This window comes from Mesorhizobium sp. M0145 (assembly GCF_040322355.1).
Taxonomy (GTDB): Bacteria; Pseudomonadota; Alphaproteobacteria; order Rhizobiales; family Rhizobiaceae; genus Mesorhizobium.
The window spans coordinates 741,555-764,253 of the sequence record NZ_JAMYTK010000001.1 but is presented as its reverse complement, the minus strand read 5'-3'; the positions used below and the strand labels follow the sequence as shown (position 1 = coordinate 764,253).

Here is a 22,699-nt window from a genome sequence, read left to right as displayed (position 1 = left end):
CGATGTCGGCCCTACCATCGAAGTAGTACCCTCCTCGAGGGCGGTTCAAGGACAGAGGCCCTGCCATGAAAAGCATTGCTGGAATGATGGTGATTGCAGGCGCCATGCTGGCGGGTGCAGCCGGTCAATCGAATGCAGCGACGCTCAACACCATGCCCGAGGTCGGGGCTGCCATCCAGGCGTGCTGGACCCCGCCGGCGAATGCCGGGAATTCCACCGTCACCCTGAGCTTCAGCTTCAGGCGCGATGGCACGCTGATCGGCCGGCCCAAGCCGACCGCCATCCGCGTCGCCGGCGAGGAGAAGACGCGCCAAGCTTTTGTCGACGCGGCGGTCGCGGCCGTGGACCATTGCCTGCCGTTGAGCTTTTCACCGGCGTTGGCTCAAGGCATCCCGGGCAAGGTGTTCACTCTGCAATTCAACTCGCCCAAACAAGAACAGGCTGCACCGCGAGTGAAGGCTTCGCCTTGATCTTTTCCAAAAACCGGATTCCACTTTTCGGGATCTAGTGCATGTCGCGCAAAAGTGTGCAGCGGTTTTGCGACAACGACATGCATTAGACAAGAACCTAAGCGCGTCGCATGAGGCCCGGTCGACCGCGATGCGCTTTAGTGGCGCCTTCGTCTGGCCTCGACATGTCGCGCCAGTTCCGGCATCTCGAAGACATAGTCGCTCCAGGCCGATTCCGGTATCTGGCCGGCGAGATAGCACTCCAGCAAAAGCCTCTGCTCGTGGTCGAGTGGCCTCGGTGCGCGTTCATGGTCCAACCCAAGTGAATGGAACAGATTCCTGGTCAGGTCCGCGACAGTGAAGTGGATCGACATTTGCGGTCTCCTCCTTTGGCCGCTCAACGCCGATCCCAGGGCTAAGGTTTCAGCAACGGCCGGCCGGTAACGCCGGATTGATCGCGATGCCGAACCCGCCGCGCGCATCAAAACTTCGCCGTGGCGGGCGTCCGCCGGCGTTGCTGCCGGTTCGTCTCAATCTTGAAATAAAAATGTAATATTGAATTTACACGAGTGGATCTAATACACTAGAGCTAAAGTCTCTGGTGGCGATTTGATCTACTCCAATTAGGAAAGACTGACTTAGCTAGTACTTATCCATAGTCGACAAAGAAATCCTGTTCTCGGTGCAACAAGGATAATGGTCGTTCCAATGACACGCTTCTGGCCCCTCACGATTCTGATGCTGGTGTCGGCAATAGCCGTTGCGCTCGGCACATCCTTCTCCTACGCGGATAGCTGCGGTGCCATCAGGAGCCAATTGCTTTCGGCGGGGCGCAGCGGCGGGACCAGCCCCGAGCTTGCCCAACTGCGCCGGCAACTCGCCGCGATTCAAAAGCTTGAAAGACAACGCAGATGCACGGCGAAAACGGCCGGCTTCTTCTTCAATCCCTGCGCCGACCTGGTCAGCATCAAGGCGGAGGTGCAACGGCAGATCGCCAGACTGTCGAATTCGAGCAGGGACACGTCCGGATTGAAGGCCAGGTTTGTCGCGCTGGGCTGCGCCGCCCCCGCTGCCAAGAAACAGCCGGCGCAGCAACGCACGGCACCCAAGGCCCAGTCCGCAGGCACAACAATTGGCGGCAATCGGATGCTGTTTTGCGTTCGCTTGTCGGACGGATATTTCTTCCCCGCGCCAAAATCGCAGTTCGCCAAGGGCGACGATCTGAAGGAAACGGTCGATCAGTGTCGCTACATCTGCGACGATGCCGGCGTCGACCTCTATACGCTGAGCGACGCCACTCGCGAGACCGAGGAGATGGTCACGCTCGAGTCGGGAAAACCCTATGTGGAGCTACCTGCCGCGTTCCGGTACCGCGACGACGCGAACTTCAAGGCCTGCGACGTCAAGCGCTATTACCGGCGCGTCGCCGAGCTCAGGGCACGAACCGTGACACCGGCCAACATGACCAACGCCATCATACCGTTGCCGACGGCAAAGCCGGATTTTGGCATCGTCGCGGAAATTCCTGAATCCGGGATCGAAACCGCCGGTGCCGCTCCGGCAGAGGCAAAAACGCAGGCTGCCGAAGTGCAGGGGGCTGCCCAGCATCAGTCGATCGAAAGAGCGATCGGCGCGCGGCCGGTGAGAGTGGTCGGGCCGGCCTTCTTCCCGGCGGACTGACCAAGGCGGGCGATGTTCCGAGACGGCTGGCCGGATAGCCTCTTCAAGGCCTGGAGCCGTGCGCATCGACCGACGTCGGATGGTTATTCGCAGACCATGCGGGCCCGTTTGCCGGGCTCGCTGACATTCTTGCAAGTTAGCGGCTTCGTCGGCTCCGGCGACAGCATGGGCGGGTTGTTGGTGACCCTCCTCCGAGGCGCTGCAACGGAAGCCGCGCTCCTGCGCACCGCCGGCCTTTTCGGCGTTTGCGGCGCCACTGGAAAGACGTCGGTCTCCAGTTGCGACTGTTCGGCTTGCGCCTGCGGCGAAGGCCTGTCCCAGAAACGGCGAACATCGAGCGGCTTGGGAATGATGACGGTGCCGTCATAGCTGCGCGCGCAGCCGCTTCCCAGAGGCAGCGCCAGGCACAGGAAGACAGGCAGAATCCGTCGAGACATCAGCAATACCCCTGCAAGCTTATAACGCTGCTTCGGCCTAACCGACAACCGGCGGAATAGGGCGAAGGGAGTAGATACCGTGAAGTAGAGTCGTCGCACTTCCAGTCGAAGGCGTTGCTCGAAGATCGAGCGCCGGGTCGGGCGCGGATGGAGGTCCAGCGCGAGTTAGAACCTTGCGATTCGTCAACGCTTCCAGCGTAAGGCCATGGTGCGATCGCACCATACCAAAGCCGCGCTCAGTGGCGACAATGGGATATTCGAAGTTCCGCTCCTCCAGTTACGGGCGGGAGCAGCGACCGCCGGCAAGAAACAGGGTCAGATTTACCCCAACGGACCTGTTTCGGCGATGGCGCGGCCATGACACGTTCTGGCTGCATGCAACGCGCTCCCGTCCGGCTTTTTTCTTTTAAAGCCGGTGGCTACGATCGCCGAGCAGACGATGCCGGCCGGAATTCACGCAAGCTGCTGATTCCAGCGGCAAACCGCGGCCCATGCCGACAAAGCCCGCGACCGCTCCTTCTTAACCCGGCTGGACGACGTTACCGGAGCGACATGAAACTGTCATGCGACTGTAATAATCGGGGGCTATTGGCCTCAGCGGGCGCCCGAGGAATGGCGCCGAGAGACCATATTCCGAACAGGAGCAGGCCACATGAGACATTTCATCCGCTCGGCGGCCGTTGCGATTGCAATGGCTGCGGCGACGACCACCCTCACCCTGTCCGCCGCGCTCGCCGCGGACATCTCCGGCGCCGGCGCCACCTTCCCCTACCCGATCTATGCGAAGTGGGCCGACACCTACAAGAAAGACACCGGCGTTGGCCTTAACTACCAGTCGATCGGTTCCGGCGGCGGCATCAAGCAGATCAAAGCCAAGACCGTTACCTTCGGCGCTTCGGATGCGCCGCTCAAGGGCGACGAGCTTGAAGCGTCCGGACTGGCTCAGTTCCCGATGGTGATGGGCGGCATCGTTCCCGTCGTCAATCTCGAAGGCATCAAGCCGGGCGAGTTGGTTCTCGACGGCCCGACGCTGGCCGACATCTTCCTCGGCAAGATCACGAGCTGGGATGACGAAGCGATCAAGAAGCTTAATCCCGACGTCAAGCTGCCTTCGCAGGCGATCGCGGTCGTTCACCGTTCCGATGGTTCGGGCACGACGTTCAACTTCACCTATTACCTCGGCGACGTCAGCGCGGACTGGAAAGAAAAGGTCGGCGTCGACAAGGCCGTGGAATGGCCGGTCGGCATCGGCGCTAAGGGCAACGAGGGCGTTGCCAACAACGTCTCCCAGACCGGCGGCGCGATCGGTTATGTCGAATATGCTTACGCCAAGCAGAACAAGCTCACCCACACCGATATGATCAACAAGGACGGCAAGAAGGTCGAGCCCGCCGCGGCGGCGTTCTCGGCGGCAGCGGCCAATGCCGACTGGAGCTCGCAGCCGGGCTATGGCGTCATCCTCGCCAACGAGCCGGGCGCCGAGTCCTGGCCGATGACGGCGGCAACGTGGATCCTGCTCTACAAGAAGCCGGATGATGCCGCGACCACCGGCGAAGCGCTCAAATTCTTCGCCTGGGCATACGACAAGGGCGACGAGATGGCCGGCGAGCTGGACTACGTTCCGATGCCCGACAAGGTGGTTGAGAGCGTCAAGGCCATGTGGGCCAAGGAAGTCGTCGGCGACGACGGCAAGCCGCTCTACTCGGCTATGTAATCTCCTCCAGGGAGGGCGTCGATGGCGCCCTCCCTGTTGCCTTTAATCGCGAGGACCCAATGACCATCGCTTCCGATGCCATGCCATCATCTGCAGCAGCCCGGGCCAGGGAAGCTACGGTGCGGCGCTTCGCGCTCACAGATGCCATATTCCGCGGACTCACCCGCGCTTCCGCAATTCTTGTGCTGGTCATCCTCGGCGGTGTCGCGATCTCGCTGTTTGCCGGCTCATGGCAGGCGCTGTCGTCGTTCGGTTTTTCTTTCCTGACGACTGAGAGCTGGAATCCTGTTACGGAAAAATTTGGCGCACTGGCGCCGATCTACGGCACGCTGGTGACGGCGGCCATTGCCATCCTGATCGCGGTTCCGATCGGCATCGGCATTGCAATCTTTCTCACCGAGCTCTGCCCGCGCCCGCTCAGGCGCCCGATCGGCATAGCGGTCGAGCTGTTGGCCGGCATTCCTTCGATCATCTACGGCATCTGGGGCCTGTTCGTGTTCGCGCCATTCCTGCAGACGACGATACAGCCCTTCATCATCAACATCTTCCATGGCGTGCCGGGACTATCCAGCCTTTTCGCCGGCCCTCCTTACGGCATCGGCCTTCTGACCTCGGCGCTGATCCTCGCCATCATGGTGTTGCCCTTCATCACCTCGATCACCAAGGATGTCTTCGATACGGTGCCGGCGGTGCTGAAGGAATCGGCCTACGGCATCGGTTGCACGACCTGGGAAGTGACCCGGCGCGTGGTCATTCCCTATACCCGCATCGGCATCATGGGCGGCGTCATGCTTGGCCTCGGCCGGGCGCTCGGCGAGACCATGGCGGTGACCTTCGTCATCGGCAACGCCCACCGCATCAGTGCCTCCCTGTTCGCGCCGGGCACGACGATCTCGGCGACCATCGCCAATGAATTCACCGAGGCCGACGGCGACCTCTACACCTCCTCGCTGGTTTCGCTCGGCCTGATCCTCTTCGTCATCACCTTCCTGATCCTTGCCGCCGCCCGCTATATGCTGATGCGGATCGACGCCCGTACGGGAGCCTGACCGATGTCGACATCCTCATCGCTCCACAGCCGCCGCAAAGCCAGGAATTCGGTGATGATGGCGCTTTGCGTCGTCGCCGCCGGCATCGGGCTTGCCTGGCTGGCGCTCATCCTCGGCGCACTAGTCTATAAGGGCACAGCCGGGCTTTCGTTCGCGGTCTTCACCGAGATGACGCCACCACCGGGCGAGGCCGGCGGCCTGCTCAATGCCATCGCGGGCAGCCTGCTGATGACGATCATCGCCGTTGTCGTCGGCACGCCGATCGGCGTGCTGGCGGGGACCTACATGGCCGAGTATGGACGCTTTTCGCGCATCACCACCGTCGTCCGCTTCATCAACGACATCCTGTTGTCGGCGCCGTCGATCATCATCGGCTTGTTTGTCTATGAGCTGATGGTGCGGCCAATGGGACATTTCTCGGCCATTGCCGGCGCAGTTGCGCTTGCCATCCTGGTCATTCCGGTGGTCGTGCGCACCACTGAAGACATGCTCAGCCTGGTGCCGAACGCGTTGCGTGAAGCCGGTGCCGCGATCGGCGCGCCACGCTGGGTGGTGATCCGTTCGGTCGCCTACCGCGCCGGATTGTCCGGCATCGTCACCGGCATATTGCTGGCGATAGCACGCATTTCCGGCGAGACGGCGCCGCTGCTCTTCACCGCGCTCAACAACCAGTTCTGGAGCAGCAATATCAACGCGCCGATGGCCAGCCTGCCGGTGACCATCTTCCAGTTCGCTCTCAGCCCTTACGAGGAATGGCAGCAACTGGCGTGGACCGGCGCACTCATAATCACCCTGACGGTTCTGGGCTTGAGCATCCTCGCCCGCAGCCTTACCGGACGCAGAGAGGACAGATGACACAGATGTTGTCCCCAGACATGACGATGGCCGAAACGGTAGCCGAGAAGACGAAGATCGAGGTCAAGAACCTCAACTTCTACTACGGCCAGAGCAAGGCGCTGAAGGACATCAGCCTGTCGCTGCCCGAGCGCAGCGTCACGGCCTTCATCGGCCCTTCGGGTTGCGGGAAATCGACGCTGCTGCGTGTGTTCAACCGCATCTATGAGCTCTACCCAAAACAGACGGCCGAGGGCCAGGTGCTGCTCGACGGCAAGAACATTCTCGACCGGTCGCAGGATCTCAACCTCCTCAGGACCAAGATCGGCATGGTGTTCCAGAAGCCGACGCCGTTCCCGATGTCGATCTACGAGAACATCGCCTTCGGCGTCAGGCTCTACGAGAACCTCGGCAAGTCCGAGATGGACGGCCGCGTCGAACAGGCGTTGAAGCGCGCCGCGCTGTGGAGCGAGGTCAAGGACAAGCTCAACGCCAGCGGCTTGAGCCTGTCCGGCGGCCAGCAGCAGCGGCTCTGTATCGCCCGCACCGTGGCGGTGAAGCCGGAAGTCATTCTGCTCGACGAACCGGCTTCGGCGCTCGACCCGCTGTCGACTGCCAAGATCGAGGAACTGATCGACGAATTGCAAGCCGACTACACGATCGTCATCGTCACCCACAACATGCAGCAGGCGGCGCGCGTGTCGCGCCAGACCGCCTTCATGTATCTGGGTGAACTGGTCGAGTTCGACCGGACCGAGAAGATCTTCACGTCGCCCCGCGAGAAGCGCACGCAGGACTACATCACTGGCCGCTTCGGCTGAGCCATTCCGATCATGCATTTGAGGACAGGATCATGGGCGAACACACAGTCGCTTCTTTCGACGAGGATCTCGAGCAGATCAGCAAGCTGATCCGCGACATGGCCGACCTCGCCGGTTCGATGGTCGGCGGGGCGACCAAGGCCCTGTTGAATTCCGACAACGTGCTGGCGCAACGCGTCGTTTCCGACGACGCCATCATGGATGCGCGTCAACGCGAACTGGACGACCGCGCCATCACCCTGATCGCCAAACGCCAGCCGATGGCCCACGATCTTCGCCATGTGGTCGGAGCGATCCGCATGGCGGGCGACCTCGAACGCATCGGCGACCTTGCCAAGAATATCGCCAAGCGCGTGAGTGCGGTCGGCCTCAGCGCCACGCCGCGGGACCTGTCGCATTCCATCGACGCGATGGCGCAGCTGGTTCTCATCCAGGTGCAGGGTGTCATCGAGGAATATGCTGCAGGCGATGCGGCCGCGTTGGCCAAGCTGCGTGCCGCCGACGAGCGCATCGACGTCAAATACACGTCCGTGTTCCGCGAGCTCTTGACCTACATGATGGAAGATCCGCGCAACATCACCGCTTGCACGCACCTGCTGTTCTGCGCCAAGAATCTGGAGCGGATCGGCGACCATGTCACCAACATCGCCGAAAATGCGTATTATGTGCTGACCGGCGAGCAATTGCCGGTCAATCGTCCGAAGCAGGACGAAACGACAATGTCCGCACCGGTGACATGATGGGGGTGCCCAGCCGATGATCGCACCACGCATAATGGTGGTGGAGGACGAGGAGCCGTTGGGTGTGCTGCTCCGCTACAATCTCGAATCCGAAGGCTACCAGGTCGAGGTGGTGACACGCGGCGACGAAGCCGAGATCCGTTTGCAGGAGAATGTGCCCGACCTTTTGGTGCTCGACTGGATGATACCAGCGGTTTCCGGCATCGAGCTCTGTCGTCGGTTGCGGGTGCGCCCCGAAACCGAGCGGCTGCCGATCATCATGCTGACCGCGCGCGGCGAGGAGAGCGACCGGGTGCGCGGTCTTTCGACCGGCGCCGACGACTATCTGGTCAAACCGTTTTCGACACCGGAATTCATGGCCAGGGTCAAGGCGCTGCTGCGGCGCGCCAAGCCGGAAGTGCTGTCCAGCGTGCTGAAGGTCGGCGACATCGTGCTCGATCGCGAATCGCACAGGGTCTATCGCAAGAAGAGCGAAATCAGGCTCGGGCCGACCGAATTCCGGCTGCTCGAGTTCATGATGCGGCATCCGGGCCGTGTCTTCTCGCGCAGCCAGTTACTCGATAATGTCTGGGGCGAGACAATCTACATCGACGAACGCACCGTCGACGTGCATGTCGGGCGGCTGCGCAAAGCCGTCAACAACGGCCGGATGCCGGATGTCATCCGCACCATCCGCGGTGCCGGCTATGCGATCAGGGAAGATTGACCCGCCTGGTCAGGCTACGTTCTTTCTGACGCTGGGCCTCATTTGCGCGCCCGGCGCGAAAATCTCCTGGTCGACGAAGCTTAACGCCCGCATCGCGCAGCCTTCGCGGATCAGCGGCAATTCGTTCGGCTCTGTATCGAAGGAGATCGAGCCTGAATGCTGGCCGCCGGCGGTCTGGGCGATTGCCTTCCGCAAGGCCGGCTCGATCAGATCGAAGGCGGCGGCACTGGCGCCGACCATCGCGACCGGTGCCGGATCGATCAGCGCGAACAGCGAGCCGAGACCGAAACCCAGCGCTTCGCCGGCCTTGCGGTAGGCCTCGCGTTCCGGCCCATCTTTCTCGCGCGCCTGGGCCGCCAGTGCTCGCATGTCGGCGTCGCTGACGTCGGCGACCGGTTCGCTGTCTTCGCTCATCTGCCTGGCGTTGCGCCAGATGGCGTAGTTGCCGGCATAGGCCTCGATGCAGCCGCGCCGCCCGCAACGGCAGAGCGCGCCGCCCGGACGATGGATCATGTGGCCAAATTCGCCGCCCGAGGAATGCGTCCCGGTGAACAGTTCGCCCTTCAGCACCAGCCCCATGCCGATGCCATGCGAAAGCAGGATGGCGATGAAGTCGTCGCGATAGCGATCCGGATTGCGCCAGCGCAAAGCCACCGCCATCATGTTGCAGTCGTTCTCCACCGTTGCCGGGATGCCGAATTCGTCCTCCAGCATGTCGGCAAAGGCGATGTCGGTCTGCGGCGTGATCGGCGACCACAGCATGGCGCGTGCAGGGGAGTCGGTAATGCCCTGAATCGCCAGGGCGATGCGGGCGACACTGCGGACGTCAAGGTCTGGATCCTGCAGCCGGCGCCGGACGATGGCCATGCATTCACGGATCAGCTCGTCGCGCGGCATGGTCAGCGTGTCCAGCCGGCGCTGTTCCTCGGCGACCACCTGTCCCGTATAGTCGATAATGGCGGCCGACAGGAAATTCAGCGACAACACCACGGTCAGCACCGCCGCCGCTTCCGGGTTGAGGGCGAGGCCGACCTGCGGACGACCGCGTTTCAACGAAACGGGCTCGCTTGCCTTGCTCTCGGCGAGGATGCCTTCCCGTATCAGGTCGGAAGAGATCGCCGATATGGTCGAATGACTGAGGCCGGTGGTAGCTGCGATCTCAGTACGCGATGGCTGGCCGGCCCGGCGCACCGCCGAGATCACCATCGCCCGGTTGCGCCGGCGCAAATCGTCATGGCGGATTCCGACCGACATTGTTTTGCTTTCCTCCCGGTTGCCGCGGCCGCTCATGAACCGGAAGCCGTCGGTAATGTCCGACAAATAGTGTCGGATGCAGGCAAATAGTGTCAGATGCAGGTGGCGCTGTCATCGTTTATTCCGACGCTCGAAAAAACTCGCAGAGTCATCAAAATCCATCAGAATCGATGTTGACAGCAGCCGGAGATCGGGCCAGTATTTTTTCGAGGCTCGAAAAAATTAGAGCTTCTAAGCTGGTCTTTGAGCCAATTGGTCACGCCGTACGCGGCGCAGGGAGGATATGATGAAGAAATTCACGACCGCCATTCTGGCGGGTGTCGCCATGACGCTGGCGCTGGCGTCGGTGGCGCAGGCTAAAGACAAGGTCATCGGCGTTTCCTGGTCGAACTTCCAGGAAGAGCGCTGGAAGACCGACGAGGCCGCAATGAAGGCGGCCATCGAGGCCGCAGGCGACAAGTATATTTCCGCCGACGCACAGTCCAACCCCGGCAAGCAGCTCACCGACGTCGAGAGCCTGATCTCGCAGGGCGCCAACGCACTGATCATCCTGGCGCAGGACGCCTCGGCCATCGGGCCGGCCGTGCAAAAGGCACTGGACGAAGGCATCCCGGTCGTCGGCTATGACCGGCTGATCGAGAACAAGGACGTGTTCTATCTGACCTTCGACAACAAGGAAGTCGGCCGCATGCAGGCCCGCGAAGTCTTCAAGGTGAAGCCGGAAGGCAACTACGTCTTCATCAAGGGTTCGGGTTCCGATCCGAATGCCGATTTCCTGTTTGCCGGTTCGATGGAGGTGCTGAAGGAGGCCATCGACGGCGGCAAGATCAAGAATGTCGGCGAGGCCTATACGGACGGCTGGCTGCCGGCCAACGCTCAGAAGAACATGGAACAGTTCCTGACCGCCAACGACAACAAGGTCGATGCCGTAGTCGCCGCTAATGACGGCACTGCCGGCGGCGTCGTCGCCGCGCTGACGGCGCAAGGGCTGGCCGGATCGGTTCCGGTTTCGGGCCAGGACGGCGACCACGCCGCGCTGAACCGCATCGCGCTCGGCACACAGACCGTGTCGGTGTGGAAGGATGCGCGCGAGCTCGGCAAGAATGCCGCCGAGATCGCCTCGCAACTGGCCGACGGCAAGCAGATGACCGACATTGCCGGCGTGAAGGATTTCACCACGCCCGGCGGCAATACCGTCAAGTCGCTGTTCCTGACCCCGGTCGCCATCACCAAGGACAACCTCAACGTCGTCATCGACGCCGGCTGGATCAAGAAAGAAGAGGTCTGCGCCGGCGTGACGGCTAGCGCTGTTGCAGTCTGCAACTGAGCCGACGTTTCCGAGAAGTCCGAACGCCGCGGCCGCTCGCCGCGGCGTTTTTTCAACAAGAGTTGTTTTTCCGCTTCCGGCGGATAACTTCTAGGCTGCTTCCGGCATCCGCGGCAGACGGCAACCCGGCGGGAGAAACATCATGACCGACACGACGCCCAACACGCCGGTAGACAGCACGGCAGACCGGGCACGGGAATCCGAGCTCGGCATCGTTGCCCGATTTCTCAAGGCAACCGAACTCGACACGCGCATGCTCGGCATGATCGGCGCGCTGCTGGTCATCTGGGTCGGCCTGCATGTCATTTCCAGCGTACGGCTCGGCGTCAATCCGTTCGACTTCGACAGCCGGACCTTCCTGACGCCACGCAATCTCTGGAACCTGTCGGTGCAGACTTCCGCCGTGGCCATAATGGCCGCCGGAATGGTGCTGGTTATCGTCATGCGCAATATCGACCTGTCGGTCGGTTCCGCCGAAGGCCTGATCGGCGTGGTCATGGGTTTTGCGCAGGTGCATTTCCTGGTGCGAATGGTCGGTCTGCAATTAGGCAACCCCTGGATCTGGATCCTGGCACTGGCCATCGGCCTGGCGCTTGGCCTTCTGATCGGAGCGTTCCAGGGATACATCATCGCTTATCTCGAGGTGCCGGCCTTCATCGTGACGCTGGGCGGCCTTCTGGTCTGGCGGGGTGCCGCATGGTGGGTCGCCAGTGGGCAGACGATTGCGCCGCTGGATGCCACTTTCCAGCTGATGGGCGGCGGACCGACGGGTTCGATCGGTGCGCGATGGAGCTGGATCGTCGGAATTGTCGCGTGCCTGGCGGTTGTGTTCATGCTGCTCAACGGGCGGGTGCAGCGCAAGCGGTTCCGCTTCCCGTTACGCCCGATCTGGGCCGAGACGTTCCTCGGAGCCGTCACTTGCCTTGTCATCATGGGCGCCATATGGCTTGCCAATTCCTATCCTTGGCCGGTCGGCATCGTGAACAGATATGCGGCGGCCAACAATATAACCGTTCCCGAAGGCGGGCTGTTCATCGCCCATGGCATCGCCATACCCGTGCTGATGGCTGTAGCCGTAGGGCTGATCATGACCTTCATCGCCAAGCGTACCCGTTTCGGCCGCTATGTCTTCGCCATCGGCGGCAATCCGGAAGCAGCCAACCTTGCCGGTATCAACACGCGCTGGGTGACCATGAAGGTGTTCATGATCATGGGCGTGCTGGCGACGATCGCCGCAGCGATCTCGTCAGCCAGGCAGAACTCGTCGACCAATGCGCTGGGCACGCTGGACGAGCTCCTGGTCATCGCGGCGGCGGTGATCGGCGGCACGTCGCTCGCCGGCGGCTCCGGCACAGTGCTCGGCGCAATGCTCGGCGCGCTTTTGATGCAGTCGCTGCAGTCCGGCATGGTGCTGCTCGGCATCGATTCGCCGCTGCAGAGCATCGTTGTCGGAGCCGTGCTGGTGGTCGCGGTGTGGCTCGATACCGTCTATCGCAAACGGGTCTGAGCATGATCCCGCAAGGTGGAAACCGGTTTTCGTACAACTTGATGCTCAAGCAGGATCTATAGGGAGGAAGGACGAGCATGGCAGACAAAACCGCTCCCACGCCGCTGATCGACATGCGCAACATCTCCATCGCTTTCGGCGGCATTCGCGCCGTCGACGATGCCTCTGTCGACCTTTTCCCGGGCGAGGTGATGGCTTTGCTCGGTCACAACGGTGCCGGCAAATCGACGTTGATAAAAATCCTGTCCGGCGCCTACAAGCGCGATGCGGGCCAGATTTTCGTCAACGGCGAGGAGGCTTCGATCTCCAATCCCCGCGACGCCAAGAAGTACGGCATCGAGACGATCTACCAGACGCTGGCGCTGGCCGACAATGTCGATGCGGCCGCCAACCTGTTTCTCGGCCGCGAGCTGATGACCGGCTGGGGTACGCTCGACGACGTCGCCATGGAGGCCGAGGCGCGCAAGGTGATGGGCAGGCTCAATCCGCGTTTCCAACGCTTCAAGGAGCCGGTGGTAAAGCTTTCGGGCGGCCAGCGGCAGTCGGTGGCGATCGCCCGCGCCATCCTGTTCAATGCTCGCATCCTGATCATGGACGAGCCGACGGCGGCACTCGGGCCGCAAGAGACGGCGCAGGTCGGCGAACTGGTCAGGCAGCTCAAGGCCGACGGCATCGGCATCTTCCTGATCAGCCATGATATTCACGACGTGTTCGAGCTTGCCGACCGTGTCTGCGTCATGAAGAACGGTCGGGTTGTCGGAACGGCGCGCACGACCGACGTCACCCAGGACGAGGTGCTCGGCATGATCATCCTCGGCAAGTGCCCACCCGGCGCCATTCCGGGGCCGGGCGCGCTGAAGATCGCCGCATGAACGAGAATTAGCCGGCTAATCACAAGTCGCCAAAATGTGCCAGCCGTCACCATGCTTTGGCCTCGCCATTGTGTTGGCGTCGGGACTTGCCCATAAAGATGCCGAACCGTCCACGGGACGTATCAGCAATTGAAGAAGCTTTTTCCGACCGTCGCTTTTATCGCCGTCGCGCTGATCAGCCTGACGATGGCGGGTTTTGCCTATTTTGCCACCCAGGAGGCGGCCCGCATTAAATTCGAGGCGACGGCAGACGACGCGCTTAACCGGATCGAAAGCCGCATCGACCTGGACCTGTCGCTGCTGCGTTCGACCCGGGCGCTGTTCGACGCACGCAAGGGCGGTATCTCGCAGGGCGAGTTCAAGGCTGTCTTAAACGCGCTCGACATCGACAATAATTTCGCCGGCCTGCGCGGCATCGGTTTCCTCCGCCTGGCGAAAACTGGCAACGAGGCGGCGGTCGAGCGCGACATCCTGCACGATCACGGCGCAAGCCATCCGATCTATCCCGACACGAACTTACCGTGGCGTACGCCCATCGTGCTGTTCGAACCGCTGGATCCGTCCAACAAATCCAGCATCGGCTACGACATGTTCACCGGGCCGGCGCGGCGCGAGGCGATCGAAAAGGCGATGGCCGACGACCAGCAGCACGCCAGCGGACTCGTGCAGCTCGGCAAGGATACGGGTGCCGCGCAGACCTTTACCGGGTTCCTCGTCTTCGTCCGGCTCAATGTCGAAACCGCGCCGGACGCCGTGAACGCGACGAGATCCTCGACTGCCGGCTTCCTTTATGCGGCCTTCCGCGCCCGTGATCTGTTCCAGGCTGCGCTCAGCCGGGCACCATTGCTGCCGGTCAACACCGAGATCTATGACGGCACGGTGGACAGCGACAACCTGCTGTTCCAATCGGAAACGCCGCCTGTTTCGAGCCTCGGCGACAGGCTGCTGGTCACCCGCAAGATCACCGTCGCCGGCCGGCCGTGGGTCGTCCTGTTCAGGCCGACAAGTGCTTTCTCGCAACCTTCCTCGCGCGCCATCCCGGTGATGCTCGGATTGTTCGGACTGCTGCTTGCGGGCGCCATCGCGCTGGTGGCCCGCTATCAGGAGCGGGCCTATGAGGCGGTCTCGCTGCTTCACGAAACGACCGAAAAGAGCCTGCTGGAAAAAGACCTGATGCTGCAGGAGATGAAGCATCGCATCAAGAACTCGATCACGCGGGTGCTGGCAATCGCGCGCCAGACAGCATCGCACACCACCGACGTCCAGGAATTCTCGGCTTCTTTCTCGGCCCGGCTGCAGGCGATGGCGGCTTCCCAGGACATGCTGACGCGCTCACGCTGGCAGAAAGCCGATCTCGGCGACCTGCTGCGCATCGAGCTAGGCCAGGTGTTCGGCAGTGAGCTTCCTGAAGGGCTGCTGTCGGGACCGCAGATTCTTCTCGATGAAAAGACGACGCAGGCACTCGGCCTCGTCTTTCACGAACTGGCGACGAATGCGCTGAAGCATGGCGAAGCCGGCAATTCAGTCGGTGCGCTGAAGGTCGACTGGTCGCTCGAAGCCCGTAGCGGCACCCGGACATTGGCTCTCAACTGGCGCGAGGCCGGTCAGAAGAAGCTCGAGACACCGGCAAAGAGCGGTTTTGGCACCAGACTGATCGATCTCAACGTCACGCGCGAATTGCGTGGCACAATCAGGCGCGATTTTCGCGAAGATGGCTTGAACGTGGAAATCAGGGTTCCGCTGCCGGCCTGAAACGCCGTCTCGTGGGCCGCGTCGCAACAGCGCTTTAAAGGGCAAACGCGGAGACAGGTGGCCTGCCTCCGCGTTTGCTGTTCGCCTGGAGCTCGAAACTAGTTGCAGCGAGCTGTGTAAATCCGGCCGTGACGATCTCTGTATTGGCAGTAGCCATTTTGCAGACGGCGAACGAGCAGACCGCCAATCGCACCAGCGCCGGCGCCGATCAAAGCGCCCTTGCCGCCGCCGACAGCGCCACCAATGAGCGCGCCGCCCACAGTGCCGATACCCACGTTCTCTTCCGTGGTGGTGCAGCCGCTGACCGCAACCACGGCAACCATGGCAATAATCATCTTCCGCATGGAGTCATCCTCACTTTTGTCCTCACTTTAATAAGCTCCAGCCGCCATTTAGCATGAAAGTACGGCCTTTGCCCGCACGATTTCATTGTTGATTAAGATAGTCTTTTTCGGGGCGTGCGCCGTTCGATGCTACCACGAACCCGGAAATCTCCAAGGACGCATCGAGCGTGCCGTTGGGACGCACGTTCCAGACGATCCTGTCATAGTCGGTCTCGGCGGATCGACGGCAAGGCATCTGGCGACGGCATGTTGGGCCTGGCCCTGCAGGTCGGTGACCGCGAACGGGCACGGCCGAGCACTCGGGCAGTGGTTTCAAAGCGATCAAGCAGAGGCGAGTTCGATTCAGATCAGTTGGGACGCGGCGGTCAGGACGATCGCGGCCATAAGCGCGACGGCGGCGAAGCGGAGGGGCGAAGCACGAGGCGCGGGCGCTGCGGACGCGTCGGGATCCTGAAAACCGCCCATCGAGACGCGAGCGGCCTGTTCCAGTCTGTTCAAGTCGGCAGCCGTCAAGGCCCATTCCCTTCATTTTGTGCCAAACTCAATCCGGTGGATCGGCACGTTCGGACAGGATCGGACTTTATGGTGAACAGTCGGTTAAAGATGGCGATGCGCAGCAAGCCTTCGCGCGCAGACCGCCGCTCGTTAATCCGTCTCGAAATTGCCGTGAGGAACGACAAGGCGGTATTCGAGGCGGTTCCCGGTGATCTCAAGTGTCGCCGTTCCATTCAATGAAGTGGGCACGACGCGTTCGAGCGCGACGCTGCCAAAACGCTTCTCACTGCGCTGATTGTCGTTGGCTCCGATCACTTCGGCCCATGTCAGCGACAGCGCAGGCTCGCCAGCGGAAGCTGCCGTCAGATCGGCCGTCACCTCGACGAAACCGTCGCTGCGCGACAGCGCGCCATAGCTGACCGAATTGACGGCGAGCTCATGCATGGCCAAGCCGATGTGCAAGGCGGCATTGGGGTTGAGATATGGATTTGCGCCGCGGAAGCGTAGGCTGTGCAAGGGATCCGCGCCGTACCTGCCGACCTGACCGGAAACCAGCTCGCGCAGCGCCGCTCCCCGCCAGTTGGATGACGTAACCAAATCCTGCGAGGAGGCCAGCGACTGCAATCGGCCCCGGAAGCGCGTCAGGAAATCGTCAATGCTGCCGGAATAACGGCCCGTCTGGGTGGCGATGCTCTGGATGATGGCCAAAAGGTTCTTGGAGCGATGACTGACTTCGCGCAGCAGCGCCTTCAACGTCTGCTCCCGGCGTTTCTGCTCGGTTGTTTCGACCATGGTGGTCACGACGCCCTGCACCGCGCCGGTCTCGCTGCGGTCGGCGTCTATCCACACCTGAAACCAGCGGGCGCCGTCATCGGCCGGCACGCTGAGTTCAAGATGTTGAGGATTGCCGGATGCGATGACGTCGTGCTTGGCGGCGCCGATACGCTCCGCCTGCGCCGGCGGCAAGATGCCGTTGTTGTCGGAGGCATCGGAAGTCCAGGGCGCGCGCATGTTGCGCGCCCACACCGTCTTCATCTCGCGATCCTGGTACAGGACGGAAATCCCGGCATTGTGCAGTGCATGGAGAAGGGCCCGGCCAAGCTGCATCCCGCTTTCGGCAGGATGCAAAGCGATGATCTCATCACTCTGGCCGCGGTCTTTCATTTTTCCGACTCTGGAACGCATCGGTCAATTTGCTCAACCCATGTCGGGCTGAACGGTTCGCGGAAAAATGGGTTCCAAAAGGAGGAGCTTCGTATCAAGCCTTAAAAAGCGGTCCGCCGAGCGGCATCCCGTTGGAGGACACTGCCCGGCGGTGGCTGGAAACCGTTTGAGGGGTGCGGCTTCCAGTGTTCGCTTGAATGGCCGCTTGGCATTCACGCTCGTCTGATCAGGCCGGCAATAAGCGATATGATCAGGAAGGCGAGAAAGATGAAGAACAATATCTGCGCTATGCCGGCCGAGGTGCCAGCGATACCGCCGAAACCAAGCGCACCGGCGATGATCGCCACGACGAGAAATACGAGCGCCCAGTAAAGCATGATCGATCTCCTTCCAATGCTGCGGTGAAAACGTGATTCGCCTCCGTTTGTTCCACCATTTTCCGAAAAAGACGATGCTGAAAATCTTCAGGGCCCGAATTGCCGCGGTGTGTGGAAAGGTCCAGTTGGTTGCCCCAGTTGGTTGCCAGTGAGTTGAGCCGGCGTCACGCCCCATCTGATCCAAGGGAGTGGCTATCCCGGCGGCCGCAGTTCGGCCGCCGGCTGTTTCATGCCGCGGCTTTCGCGTGCCGGTCAAAGAACAGGGCCTGGCTGATAAGAGCCTTGACCATGTCCGGATTGAACGGCTTGGTAACCAGGAAAGCCGGTTCCGGCCGCTCGCCGGTGAGCAGGCGCTCGGGAAAGGCGGTGATGAAGATCACCGGTACCGAGGTCGACGACAGGATCTCATTCACGGCCGCTATGCCCGAACTTCCGTCGGCAAGCTGGATATCGGCAAGCACCATCTTTGGCCGCGCCTTGCCGAACATCGCCACCGCCTCGGCGTGGGTGCGCGCCGTTCCGACGACGCGGTGGCCGAGGCTTTCGACCATTTCCTCGATATCCATGGCGATCAGCGGCTCATCCTCGATGATCAGCACGTCGGTTGCCACCTGACGGGAGATCTCGTTGCTCGCCTGCGCGAGGAGTTCGGAGAATTCCTGTTCGTCGACGTCGAGAATCTCCGCCGCCTCGTCTTCGCTGAAGCCTTCGACCGCCACCAGCAGAAAGGCTTGGCGGGGGCGAGGCGCAATTGCATTCAGATTGGCCGCGGCACGCTGTTCCCATGCCGACTGGGCATGCTCCTGCGGAACGCGAATGGCCACTGAGGTGAAGAGCTTGGCAAAGACCTTGTAGAGCGCGATGCGGTCGTTCGATGCGTCCGGAAAGATGTCGACATCGGCAATGATGGCCTCGAGCATTGCGGCGACCAGCGCGTCGCCGCTCTCTTGCGATCCGGATACGGCGCGCGAGAAGCGGCGCAGGAACGGCAGGTGCGGAGCGATGGTTGCTGATAGGCTCATAGTGGACGTCTCCCTCATATGACGTGATTGCATGTTACAGCTAAAAACGGTTTGCAAGCCTAGCAATTGAAACGCTGGCTCCTTGAAAAAGGTTCCAATCGTGCGGAACTAATATGTGAGGCTGGCGTTTAAAGGCGGGTTGGGCAACCAGACGAGGCTGCCGCTTGCATTACGTTATGTGTTGAAGGGCGGCTTAAGGCTGGGACAAAAGGGCGAAATGAAGAACATGACGAAAGCTACCATGGGTGGCGTTGGCAACGGGCGCCGGGCTGCTTCCCGCGACCCGCTTGGGCCGAACTCGGAAATCGGCCGCAAACTCAAACAATACTATGACGAGCTGGTCTCCGACAATGTGCCGGATCGCTTCGCCCAACTGCTCAGCCAGTTGGAAAAGGCCGAACCTGTACAAAAGAAGGACTGAGGCATGGCGGCCGTCTCCCAGGGCTTCAAGACCGACTTGCTCGGCTCGATCCCGAGCCTGCGGGCTTTTGCCGTGTCGCTGACGCAAAACGCCGACAAGGCCGACGACCTGGTGCAGGAAACATTGGTCAAGGCCTGGGACAAGCATGAAAGCTTCCAGCCCGGCACCAACCTGAAGGCATGGCTGTTCACGATCTTGCGCAACGAATTCTATTCGCAGATGCGCAAGCGCGGCCGCGAGGTGCAGGACAGTGATGGCGTCATGACGGCCAGGCTTGCCGTTCACCCGGCCCAGCACGGCCAGCTTGACCTCGAAGACTTTCGCGGCGCGCTCGAGTTGCTGCCAGAAGACCAGCGCGAAGCCATTATCCTCATCGGCGCGTCGGGCTTCTCCTACGAGGAAGCGGCCGAGATCTGCGGCTGCGCCGTCGGAACGATCAAGAGCCGCGTCAGCCGCGCCCGCACACGGCTGCAGGAAATTCTGAAGATCTCCGGTGAAGACGAGTATGGCCCGGACGCAATTTCGGCTCAGGTAACCGGGTCGACGGCTGCGTGAAGCGCGGCGTCTTCGAACCGCTCCGCGCCTCAGCGGAGAGGCGTTCGCCTGCAGGCCGCCGCCACTGCCTCGACGAGATCGTCTCCCGAATAGGGCTTGGTGACCAGTCTGACGCCGGGAAAGGATTTCTTGATCTCGTCCGTATCCGAATAGCCCGAGGCGAAGACGAACGGGATGCCCGCTTCACGCAGCCGCGAAGCAAATTGGAGCGTCGAAACGCCGCTCAGCATGAGGTCGACGATGGCCACATCGAACTGCGCGGCAACGTCTTGCTGTTCGATCTCAGTCAGATCACGGGCGATGACCACATCGAGCGCGCCGTAGTCGCGGCAAAGCTGCTCGATATCCATGGCAATCAGGAACTCATCTTCCAGGATAAGAATCCGCAAACCGTCAAGTGATGCGCGCACGCAGCAATATCTCCTTAAATGCGTCTCTAACGTGAAACGGGGGAAGTCATGATCGTTATTTGGCATGCTGTCATTTAAAAAAGACGTGCCGGCGCGGATGCGTCGGCCTCGGCCCGTGCAAGGCATTTGCAACGCGCGCTGCCGGAGATAGGGTTAGAAGAGGTTCGTGCCGGAACCTTGGGGTCTGTCGGGCGTTTCGACCGAGCAAAAGCATGGAGAGTGAAGCAATGGCGACTGCCGCAGGAAAGGCCGCGAACGAAGCCCGCACGAATTCCGATATTGAGGCCGACATCGCACAATTGAAGGCCGACATCGACCAACTTACCAAGCTGTTGGCCAAAACTGGCGAACATGGCTACGGGGCAGCACGGCGAGCCGCCGCCGAAAGCGTCGAGCAGTTGCGAACCCAGGGCGAGGCAGCCTTCGACAGCCTGCGCAGCAACGCCAGGGACATCGAGGCGCAGATGATAGCGCATATGCGCGAAAAACCGGTGACTTCGCTGGCGATCGCCGCAGGCGTCGGATTCCTCTTCGCTCTTCTCGCGCGCCGTTAGTTCTGCACGCATGGGAATGCTTGCATCGCTGATCTCGGGCCTTGCCTCGGGCGAAACCATTGCGGCGGTGCAACGCGCACGCGTCGCTGCGATTGTCTATTCGGTCGCAGCGCTCGCGGCGCTGTGCGGCCTCGGCTTCCTCGTCGGGGCGGCCTATATCTGGACGGCGGCCCGCTATGGGCCGATGGCAGCTTCCCTGAGCTTCGGGATCGGCTTTCTGGCAATCGCCGGTCTCATCCTGCTCGTCTACCGGATGTCGGCCGGCTCGCGCGCTAGGCGCCGGGCGAAGCGACGCAACGCCGACATGAAGGCTATCGGCATCACTGCGGTACTCGCCGTGCTGCCGGCGCTGCTCAAGGGCAAAGGTGGCCCGGGGAAGGCCGGACTGGGCGCGATTCTCGGCCCGGCGATAGCACTCGCCGCCTACGCTATCTACCGCGAGAACGTGAAGCGCGGCTCCGATGATCCGGATACCGGCAAACGCGAATAGTTCGGAGGGATAGTTCGGGGCAAACGATTCTGGCGCCGGTCGCAAAATGCTGGCGTCACAAATCTTCGAGCGGAATCGATATTTCGGCGACCACGCCTTCCGGCCGGAATTCATGGGTCACCTCGCTGGAAATGACCTTGGCCAGGCTGCGGCGGATCAGGATCGAGCCGAAGCCATGGCGTTCGGGCGGCGCAACCCGTGGGCCGCCGCTTTCACGCCAGGCCAGCAACAGACGCCGTGCGCCCTTCCTGCCTTGTACCCTCCAATCGAGATCGACCTTTCCGGAGGAAACCGAGAGCGACCCGTATTGCAGTGCGTTGCTAGCCAGTTCATGCAGGATCAGCCCGAGCCCGACTGCCTGGTCGGGTGACAGCAGGACATCGGCGCCGGAGATCGCCATGCGCGATTGTCCGGCGGCTTGGAACGGCTTTAGCTCGATCTCCACCAGCTCGCGGATGCCGATACCGCGCCACTCGCGGTCCGACAGCAGGCTGTGCGCAACGCCCAGTGCCTGCAGCCTGGCGCTGAAGGCTTCGAGGAATTCGCTTGGCTGGCGGGCATGGCGAACGGTCTGCGTCGCCAGCGCCTGTACGGTTGCCAAAGTGTTCTTGACGCGGTGATTGAGCTCGCGCAGCAACAGCCGTTGACGTTCGTCGCCAAGTTTGCGTTCGGTAATGTCGTAGTTGACGCCGAAGATCAGCGTTGGCTTGCCCTCGCCGTCGCGCTCTATGACGCGGCCGCGCGTTGCGATCCATCGCGGCGGATCGAGGCCTTTGACACGGTATTCGCCAAAATAATCGTCGCTGCCGGTCAGCGCGTCGCGAAAGCGTGTTTCGGTCTGGTGAACGTCGCGCGGGTCGATGGCGGTCAGGATGTCGCGCGCCCTCAGCCTGTTCGACTTCGGCAGGTTGAACAATTCGGACAGCAGGACATCGCAGTCGATCATATCGCTGCGGATATCCCATGCCCAGCTGGCAAGCGAAGCCGCGTCGAGCGCGATAGCGCGCCGCTTTTCCTCTCGAACCAGTGCTGCCTTGGCAATCGCCGCACTGCGGGTTGCATCCTTCAGCGTGAACAGGCTGGCGGCAAGGCCGGCCAGCGCCGACAGCTGGTCGAGCTGGACAGAGGAGGGACGTGCGTGCGGCTTCCGGTCGAGCACGCACAGCGTGCCGATCAGCGCGCCGTCGATTACGATGGGCACGCCTGCGTAAAAGCGGATATGATGCTCGCCGGTGACCAGCGGATTGGCTTTGAACCGCGGATCCGCCGCCGCGTCGGCCACCACCATCGGCACGTTGCCGGCTGCGATGGTATAGGCGCAGAACGATGTCTCGGTTGCGGTTTCGGTCTCGTCGAGGCCGATACAGGACTTGAACCACTGCCGCTCGGCATCGACCAGCGTGATCAGTGCGACAGACGTTTGCATCGCCGAAGCGGCAAGACCGCCGATACGATCGAAATCAGGGTCGGCAGCCCCGTCCAGCGTGTCGAGGCCGTGCAGCACGGCAAGACGGTCCGCGGCGCCCACCACACGGCGAATATCGGCCGGCAGGCCCGGCGTGTTCTGGCTATTGTCGTCCACTATGCCCCCGGTGGCCGGCTCCGCTGATTGGTCAGGCCAACCGGCCCGTCTGCCGCCTTGCAGAGCCGGAACTTTCGCGGCGGGGGACCGTTACCAGCCAACGCCCCGCCAGTTACGCCTGCCGGCGCCAAATATGGAGCCAG

26 protein-coding genes are annotated in these 22,699 nt (G+C 61.9%); 16 read left to right on the top strand and 10 right to left on the bottom strand.

Translation table 11 applies throughout. The features are described from left to right. The first annotated feature begins 65 nt into the window (after positions 1-65). Positions 66-470 (top strand): cell envelope integrity protein TolA, encoded by a 405-nt coding sequence (gene tolA, locus NKJ28_RS03840; RefSeq protein ID WP_352574825.1) that lies wholly within the window; start codon positions 66-68, stop codon positions 468-470. A 137-nt stretch (positions 471-607) separates the two neighbouring features. Here the strand turns inward: tolA and NKJ28_RS03835 are convergent, their stop codons facing one another. Then, entirely contained in the window at positions 608-823 is a 216-nt protein-coding gene (locus NKJ28_RS03835; RefSeq protein WP_023678527.1) for a hypothetical protein, read from the bottom strand. 334 nt (positions 824-1,157) lie between these two features. Here NKJ28_RS03835 and NKJ28_RS03830 point away from each other — a divergent pair, with 334 nt between their 5' ends. Continuing rightward, positions 1,158-2,129, top strand: coding sequence for a DUF2865 domain-containing protein (locus NKJ28_RS03830; protein WP_352634130.1), 972 nt, complete (start codon positions 1,158-1,160; stop codon positions 2,127-2,129). A gap of 83 nt (positions 2,130-2,212) precedes the next feature. Here the strand turns inward: NKJ28_RS03830 and NKJ28_RS03825 are convergent, their stop codons facing one another. Then, positions 2,213-2,566 carry a hypothetical protein gene (locus tag NKJ28_RS03825; protein WP_352457960.1) on the bottom strand — a complete coding sequence of 118 codons (354 nt, stop codon included), beginning with the start codon at positions 2,564-2,566 and terminating at the stop codon, positions 2,213-2,215. 652 nt (positions 2,567-3,218) lie between these two features. Here NKJ28_RS03825 and pstS point away from each other — a divergent pair. Genes pstS through phoB form a run of 6 tightly spaced genes read left to right on the top strand, consistent with a single transcriptional unit; the run spans position 3,219 to position 8,430 of the window. Beyond that, positions 3,219-4,280, top strand: a complete 1,062-nt coding sequence (gene pstS / locus NKJ28_RS03820; RefSeq protein ID WP_352457961.1) for a phosphate ABC transporter substrate-binding protein PstS — start codon at positions 3,219-3,221, stop codon at positions 4,278-4,280. A 59-nt stretch (positions 4,281-4,339) separates the two neighbouring features. After that, positions 4,340-5,329 (top strand): phosphate ABC transporter permease subunit PstC, encoded by a 990-nt coding sequence (gene pstC / locus NKJ28_RS03815; protein ID WP_352634128.1) that lies wholly within the window; start codon positions 4,340-4,342, stop codon positions 5,327-5,329. Between the two features lie 3 nt (positions 5,330-5,332). Beyond that, entirely contained in the window at positions 5,333-6,184 is an 852-nt protein-coding gene (gene pstA / locus NKJ28_RS03810; protein ID WP_352634126.1) for a phosphate ABC transporter permease PstA, read from the top strand. Further along, positions 6,181-6,984: a phosphate ABC transporter ATP-binding protein PstB gene (gene pstB, locus NKJ28_RS03805; RefSeq protein WP_352451144.1), complete on the top strand. Its 804-nt coding sequence runs from the start codon at positions 6,181-6,183 to the stop codon at positions 6,982-6,984. The genes pstA and pstB overlap by 4 nt, the downstream gene beginning before the upstream one ends. Positions 6,985-7,016: 32 nt before the next feature. Beyond that, entirely contained in the window at positions 7,017-7,724 is a 708-nt protein-coding gene (gene phoU, locus NKJ28_RS03800) for a phosphate signaling complex protein PhoU (protein WP_023678534.1), read from the top strand. Positions 7,725-7,740: 16 nt separating this feature from the next. After that, complete coding sequence (gene phoB / locus NKJ28_RS03795) at positions 7,741-8,430, top strand: phosphate regulon transcriptional regulator PhoB (protein ID WP_031212149.1); 690 nt, start codon at positions 7,741-7,743, stop codon at positions 8,428-8,430. 9 nt (positions 8,431-8,439) lie between these two features. Here the strand turns inward: phoB and NKJ28_RS03790 are convergent, their stop codons facing one another. Then, entirely contained in the window at positions 8,440-9,684 is a 1,245-nt protein-coding gene (locus NKJ28_RS03790; protein ID WP_352634124.1) for an ROK family protein, read from the bottom strand. Between the two features lie 286 nt (positions 9,685-9,970). Between NKJ28_RS03790 and xylF the strand changes: the two genes are divergently transcribed. The 4 genes from xylF to NKJ28_RS03770 all read left to right on the top strand — a co-directional run bounded on the left by xylF (position 9,971) and on the right by NKJ28_RS03770 (position 15,142). Next, positions 9,971-11,011, top strand: a complete 1,041-nt coding sequence (gene xylF / locus NKJ28_RS03785; RefSeq protein WP_352634122.1) for a D-xylose ABC transporter substrate-binding protein — start codon at positions 9,971-9,973, stop codon at positions 11,009-11,011. A 142-nt stretch (positions 11,012-11,153) separates the two neighbouring features. Further along, complete coding sequence (locus NKJ28_RS03780; protein ID WP_352634120.1) at positions 11,154-12,518, top strand: sugar ABC transporter permease; 1,365 nt, start codon at positions 11,154-11,156, stop codon at positions 12,516-12,518. A gap of 77 nt (positions 12,519-12,595) precedes the next feature. Then, complete coding sequence (locus NKJ28_RS03775; protein WP_292655543.1) at positions 12,596-13,390, top strand: ATP-binding cassette domain-containing protein; 795 nt, start codon at positions 12,596-12,598, stop codon at positions 13,388-13,390. A gap of 129 nt (positions 13,391-13,519) precedes the next feature. Next, the gene (locus NKJ28_RS03770) at positions 13,520-15,142 is read left to right on the top strand and encodes a CHASE domain-containing protein (protein WP_352634118.1); all 1,623 of its coding nucleotides are present in this window, start codon (positions 13,520-13,522) and stop codon (positions 15,140-15,142) included. Between the two features lie 98 nt (positions 15,143-15,240). On the opposite strand, the gene NKJ28_RS03765 is transcribed toward NKJ28_RS03770, so the two are convergent. From NKJ28_RS03765 to NKJ28_RS03745, 5 genes are all read right to left on the bottom strand, one after another. Then, positions 15,241-15,486 carry a YMGG-like glycine zipper-containing protein gene (locus tag NKJ28_RS03765; protein WP_006328050.1) on the bottom strand — a complete coding sequence of 82 codons (246 nt, stop codon included), beginning with the start codon at positions 15,484-15,486 and terminating at the stop codon, positions 15,241-15,243. A 342-nt stretch (positions 15,487-15,828) separates the two neighbouring features. Further along, positions 15,829-15,999, bottom strand: coding sequence for a hypothetical protein (locus NKJ28_RS03760; protein WP_023678539.1), 171 nt, complete (start codon positions 15,997-15,999; stop codon positions 15,829-15,831). A gap of 132 nt (positions 16,000-16,131) precedes the next feature. Beyond that, positions 16,132-17,166: a sensor histidine kinase gene (locus NKJ28_RS03755; RefSeq protein WP_023678540.1), complete on the bottom strand. Its 1,035-nt coding sequence runs from the start codon at positions 17,164-17,166 to the stop codon at positions 16,132-16,134. 191 nt (positions 17,167-17,357) lie between these two features. Further along, on the bottom strand, positions 17,358-17,522 hold the full coding sequence (locus NKJ28_RS03750) for a DUF1328 domain-containing protein (protein WP_023678541.1): 165 nt from the start codon (positions 17,520-17,522) through the stop codon (positions 17,358-17,360). Between the two features lie 227 nt (positions 17,523-17,749). Further along, positions 17,750-18,544 carry a response regulator gene (locus NKJ28_RS03745; RefSeq protein ID WP_023678542.1) on the bottom strand — a complete coding sequence of 265 codons (795 nt, stop codon included), beginning with the start codon at positions 18,542-18,544 and terminating at the stop codon, positions 17,750-17,752. A gap of 217 nt (positions 18,545-18,761) precedes the next feature. Between NKJ28_RS03745 and NKJ28_RS03740 the strand changes: the two genes are divergently transcribed. Both NKJ28_RS03740 and NKJ28_RS03735 read left to right on the top strand, forming a co-directional pair. Further along, on the top strand, positions 18,762-18,965 hold the full coding sequence (locus tag NKJ28_RS03740) for a NepR family anti-sigma factor (protein ID WP_023678543.1): 204 nt from the start codon (positions 18,762-18,764) through the stop codon (positions 18,963-18,965). Between the two features lie 3 nt (positions 18,966-18,968). Continuing rightward, a complete protein-coding gene (locus NKJ28_RS03735; protein WP_023678544.1) occupies positions 18,969-19,520 on the top strand; it encodes a sigma-70 family RNA polymerase sigma factor in 552 nt (183 codons plus the stop codon). A 29-nt stretch (positions 19,521-19,549) separates the two neighbouring features. Here the strand turns inward: NKJ28_RS03735 and NKJ28_RS03730 are convergent, their stop codons facing one another. Further along, positions 19,550-19,930, bottom strand: a complete 381-nt coding sequence (locus NKJ28_RS03730; RefSeq protein ID WP_352634116.1) for a response regulator — start codon at positions 19,928-19,930, stop codon at positions 19,550-19,552. A gap of 227 nt (positions 19,931-20,157) precedes the next feature. On the opposite strand from NKJ28_RS03730, the gene NKJ28_RS03725 reads away from it, so the two are divergent. Both NKJ28_RS03725 and NKJ28_RS03720 read left to right on the top strand, forming a co-directional pair. After that, complete coding sequence (locus NKJ28_RS03725) at positions 20,158-20,484, top strand: ElaB/YgaM/YqjD family protein (RefSeq protein ID WP_023678546.1); 327 nt, start codon at positions 20,158-20,160, stop codon at positions 20,482-20,484. 10 nt (positions 20,485-20,494) lie between these two features. Continuing rightward, complete coding sequence (locus tag NKJ28_RS03720) at positions 20,495-20,974, top strand: hypothetical protein (protein ID WP_023678547.1); 480 nt, start codon at positions 20,495-20,497, stop codon at positions 20,972-20,974. Positions 20,975-21,029: 55 nt separating this feature from the next. On the opposite strand, the gene NKJ28_RS03715 is transcribed toward NKJ28_RS03720, so the two are convergent. Next, positions 21,030-22,556, bottom strand: a complete 1,527-nt coding sequence (locus NKJ28_RS03715; protein WP_352634114.1) for a sensor histidine kinase — start codon at positions 22,554-22,556, stop codon at positions 21,030-21,032. Between the last annotated feature and the right edge of the window lie 143 nt (positions 22,557-22,699).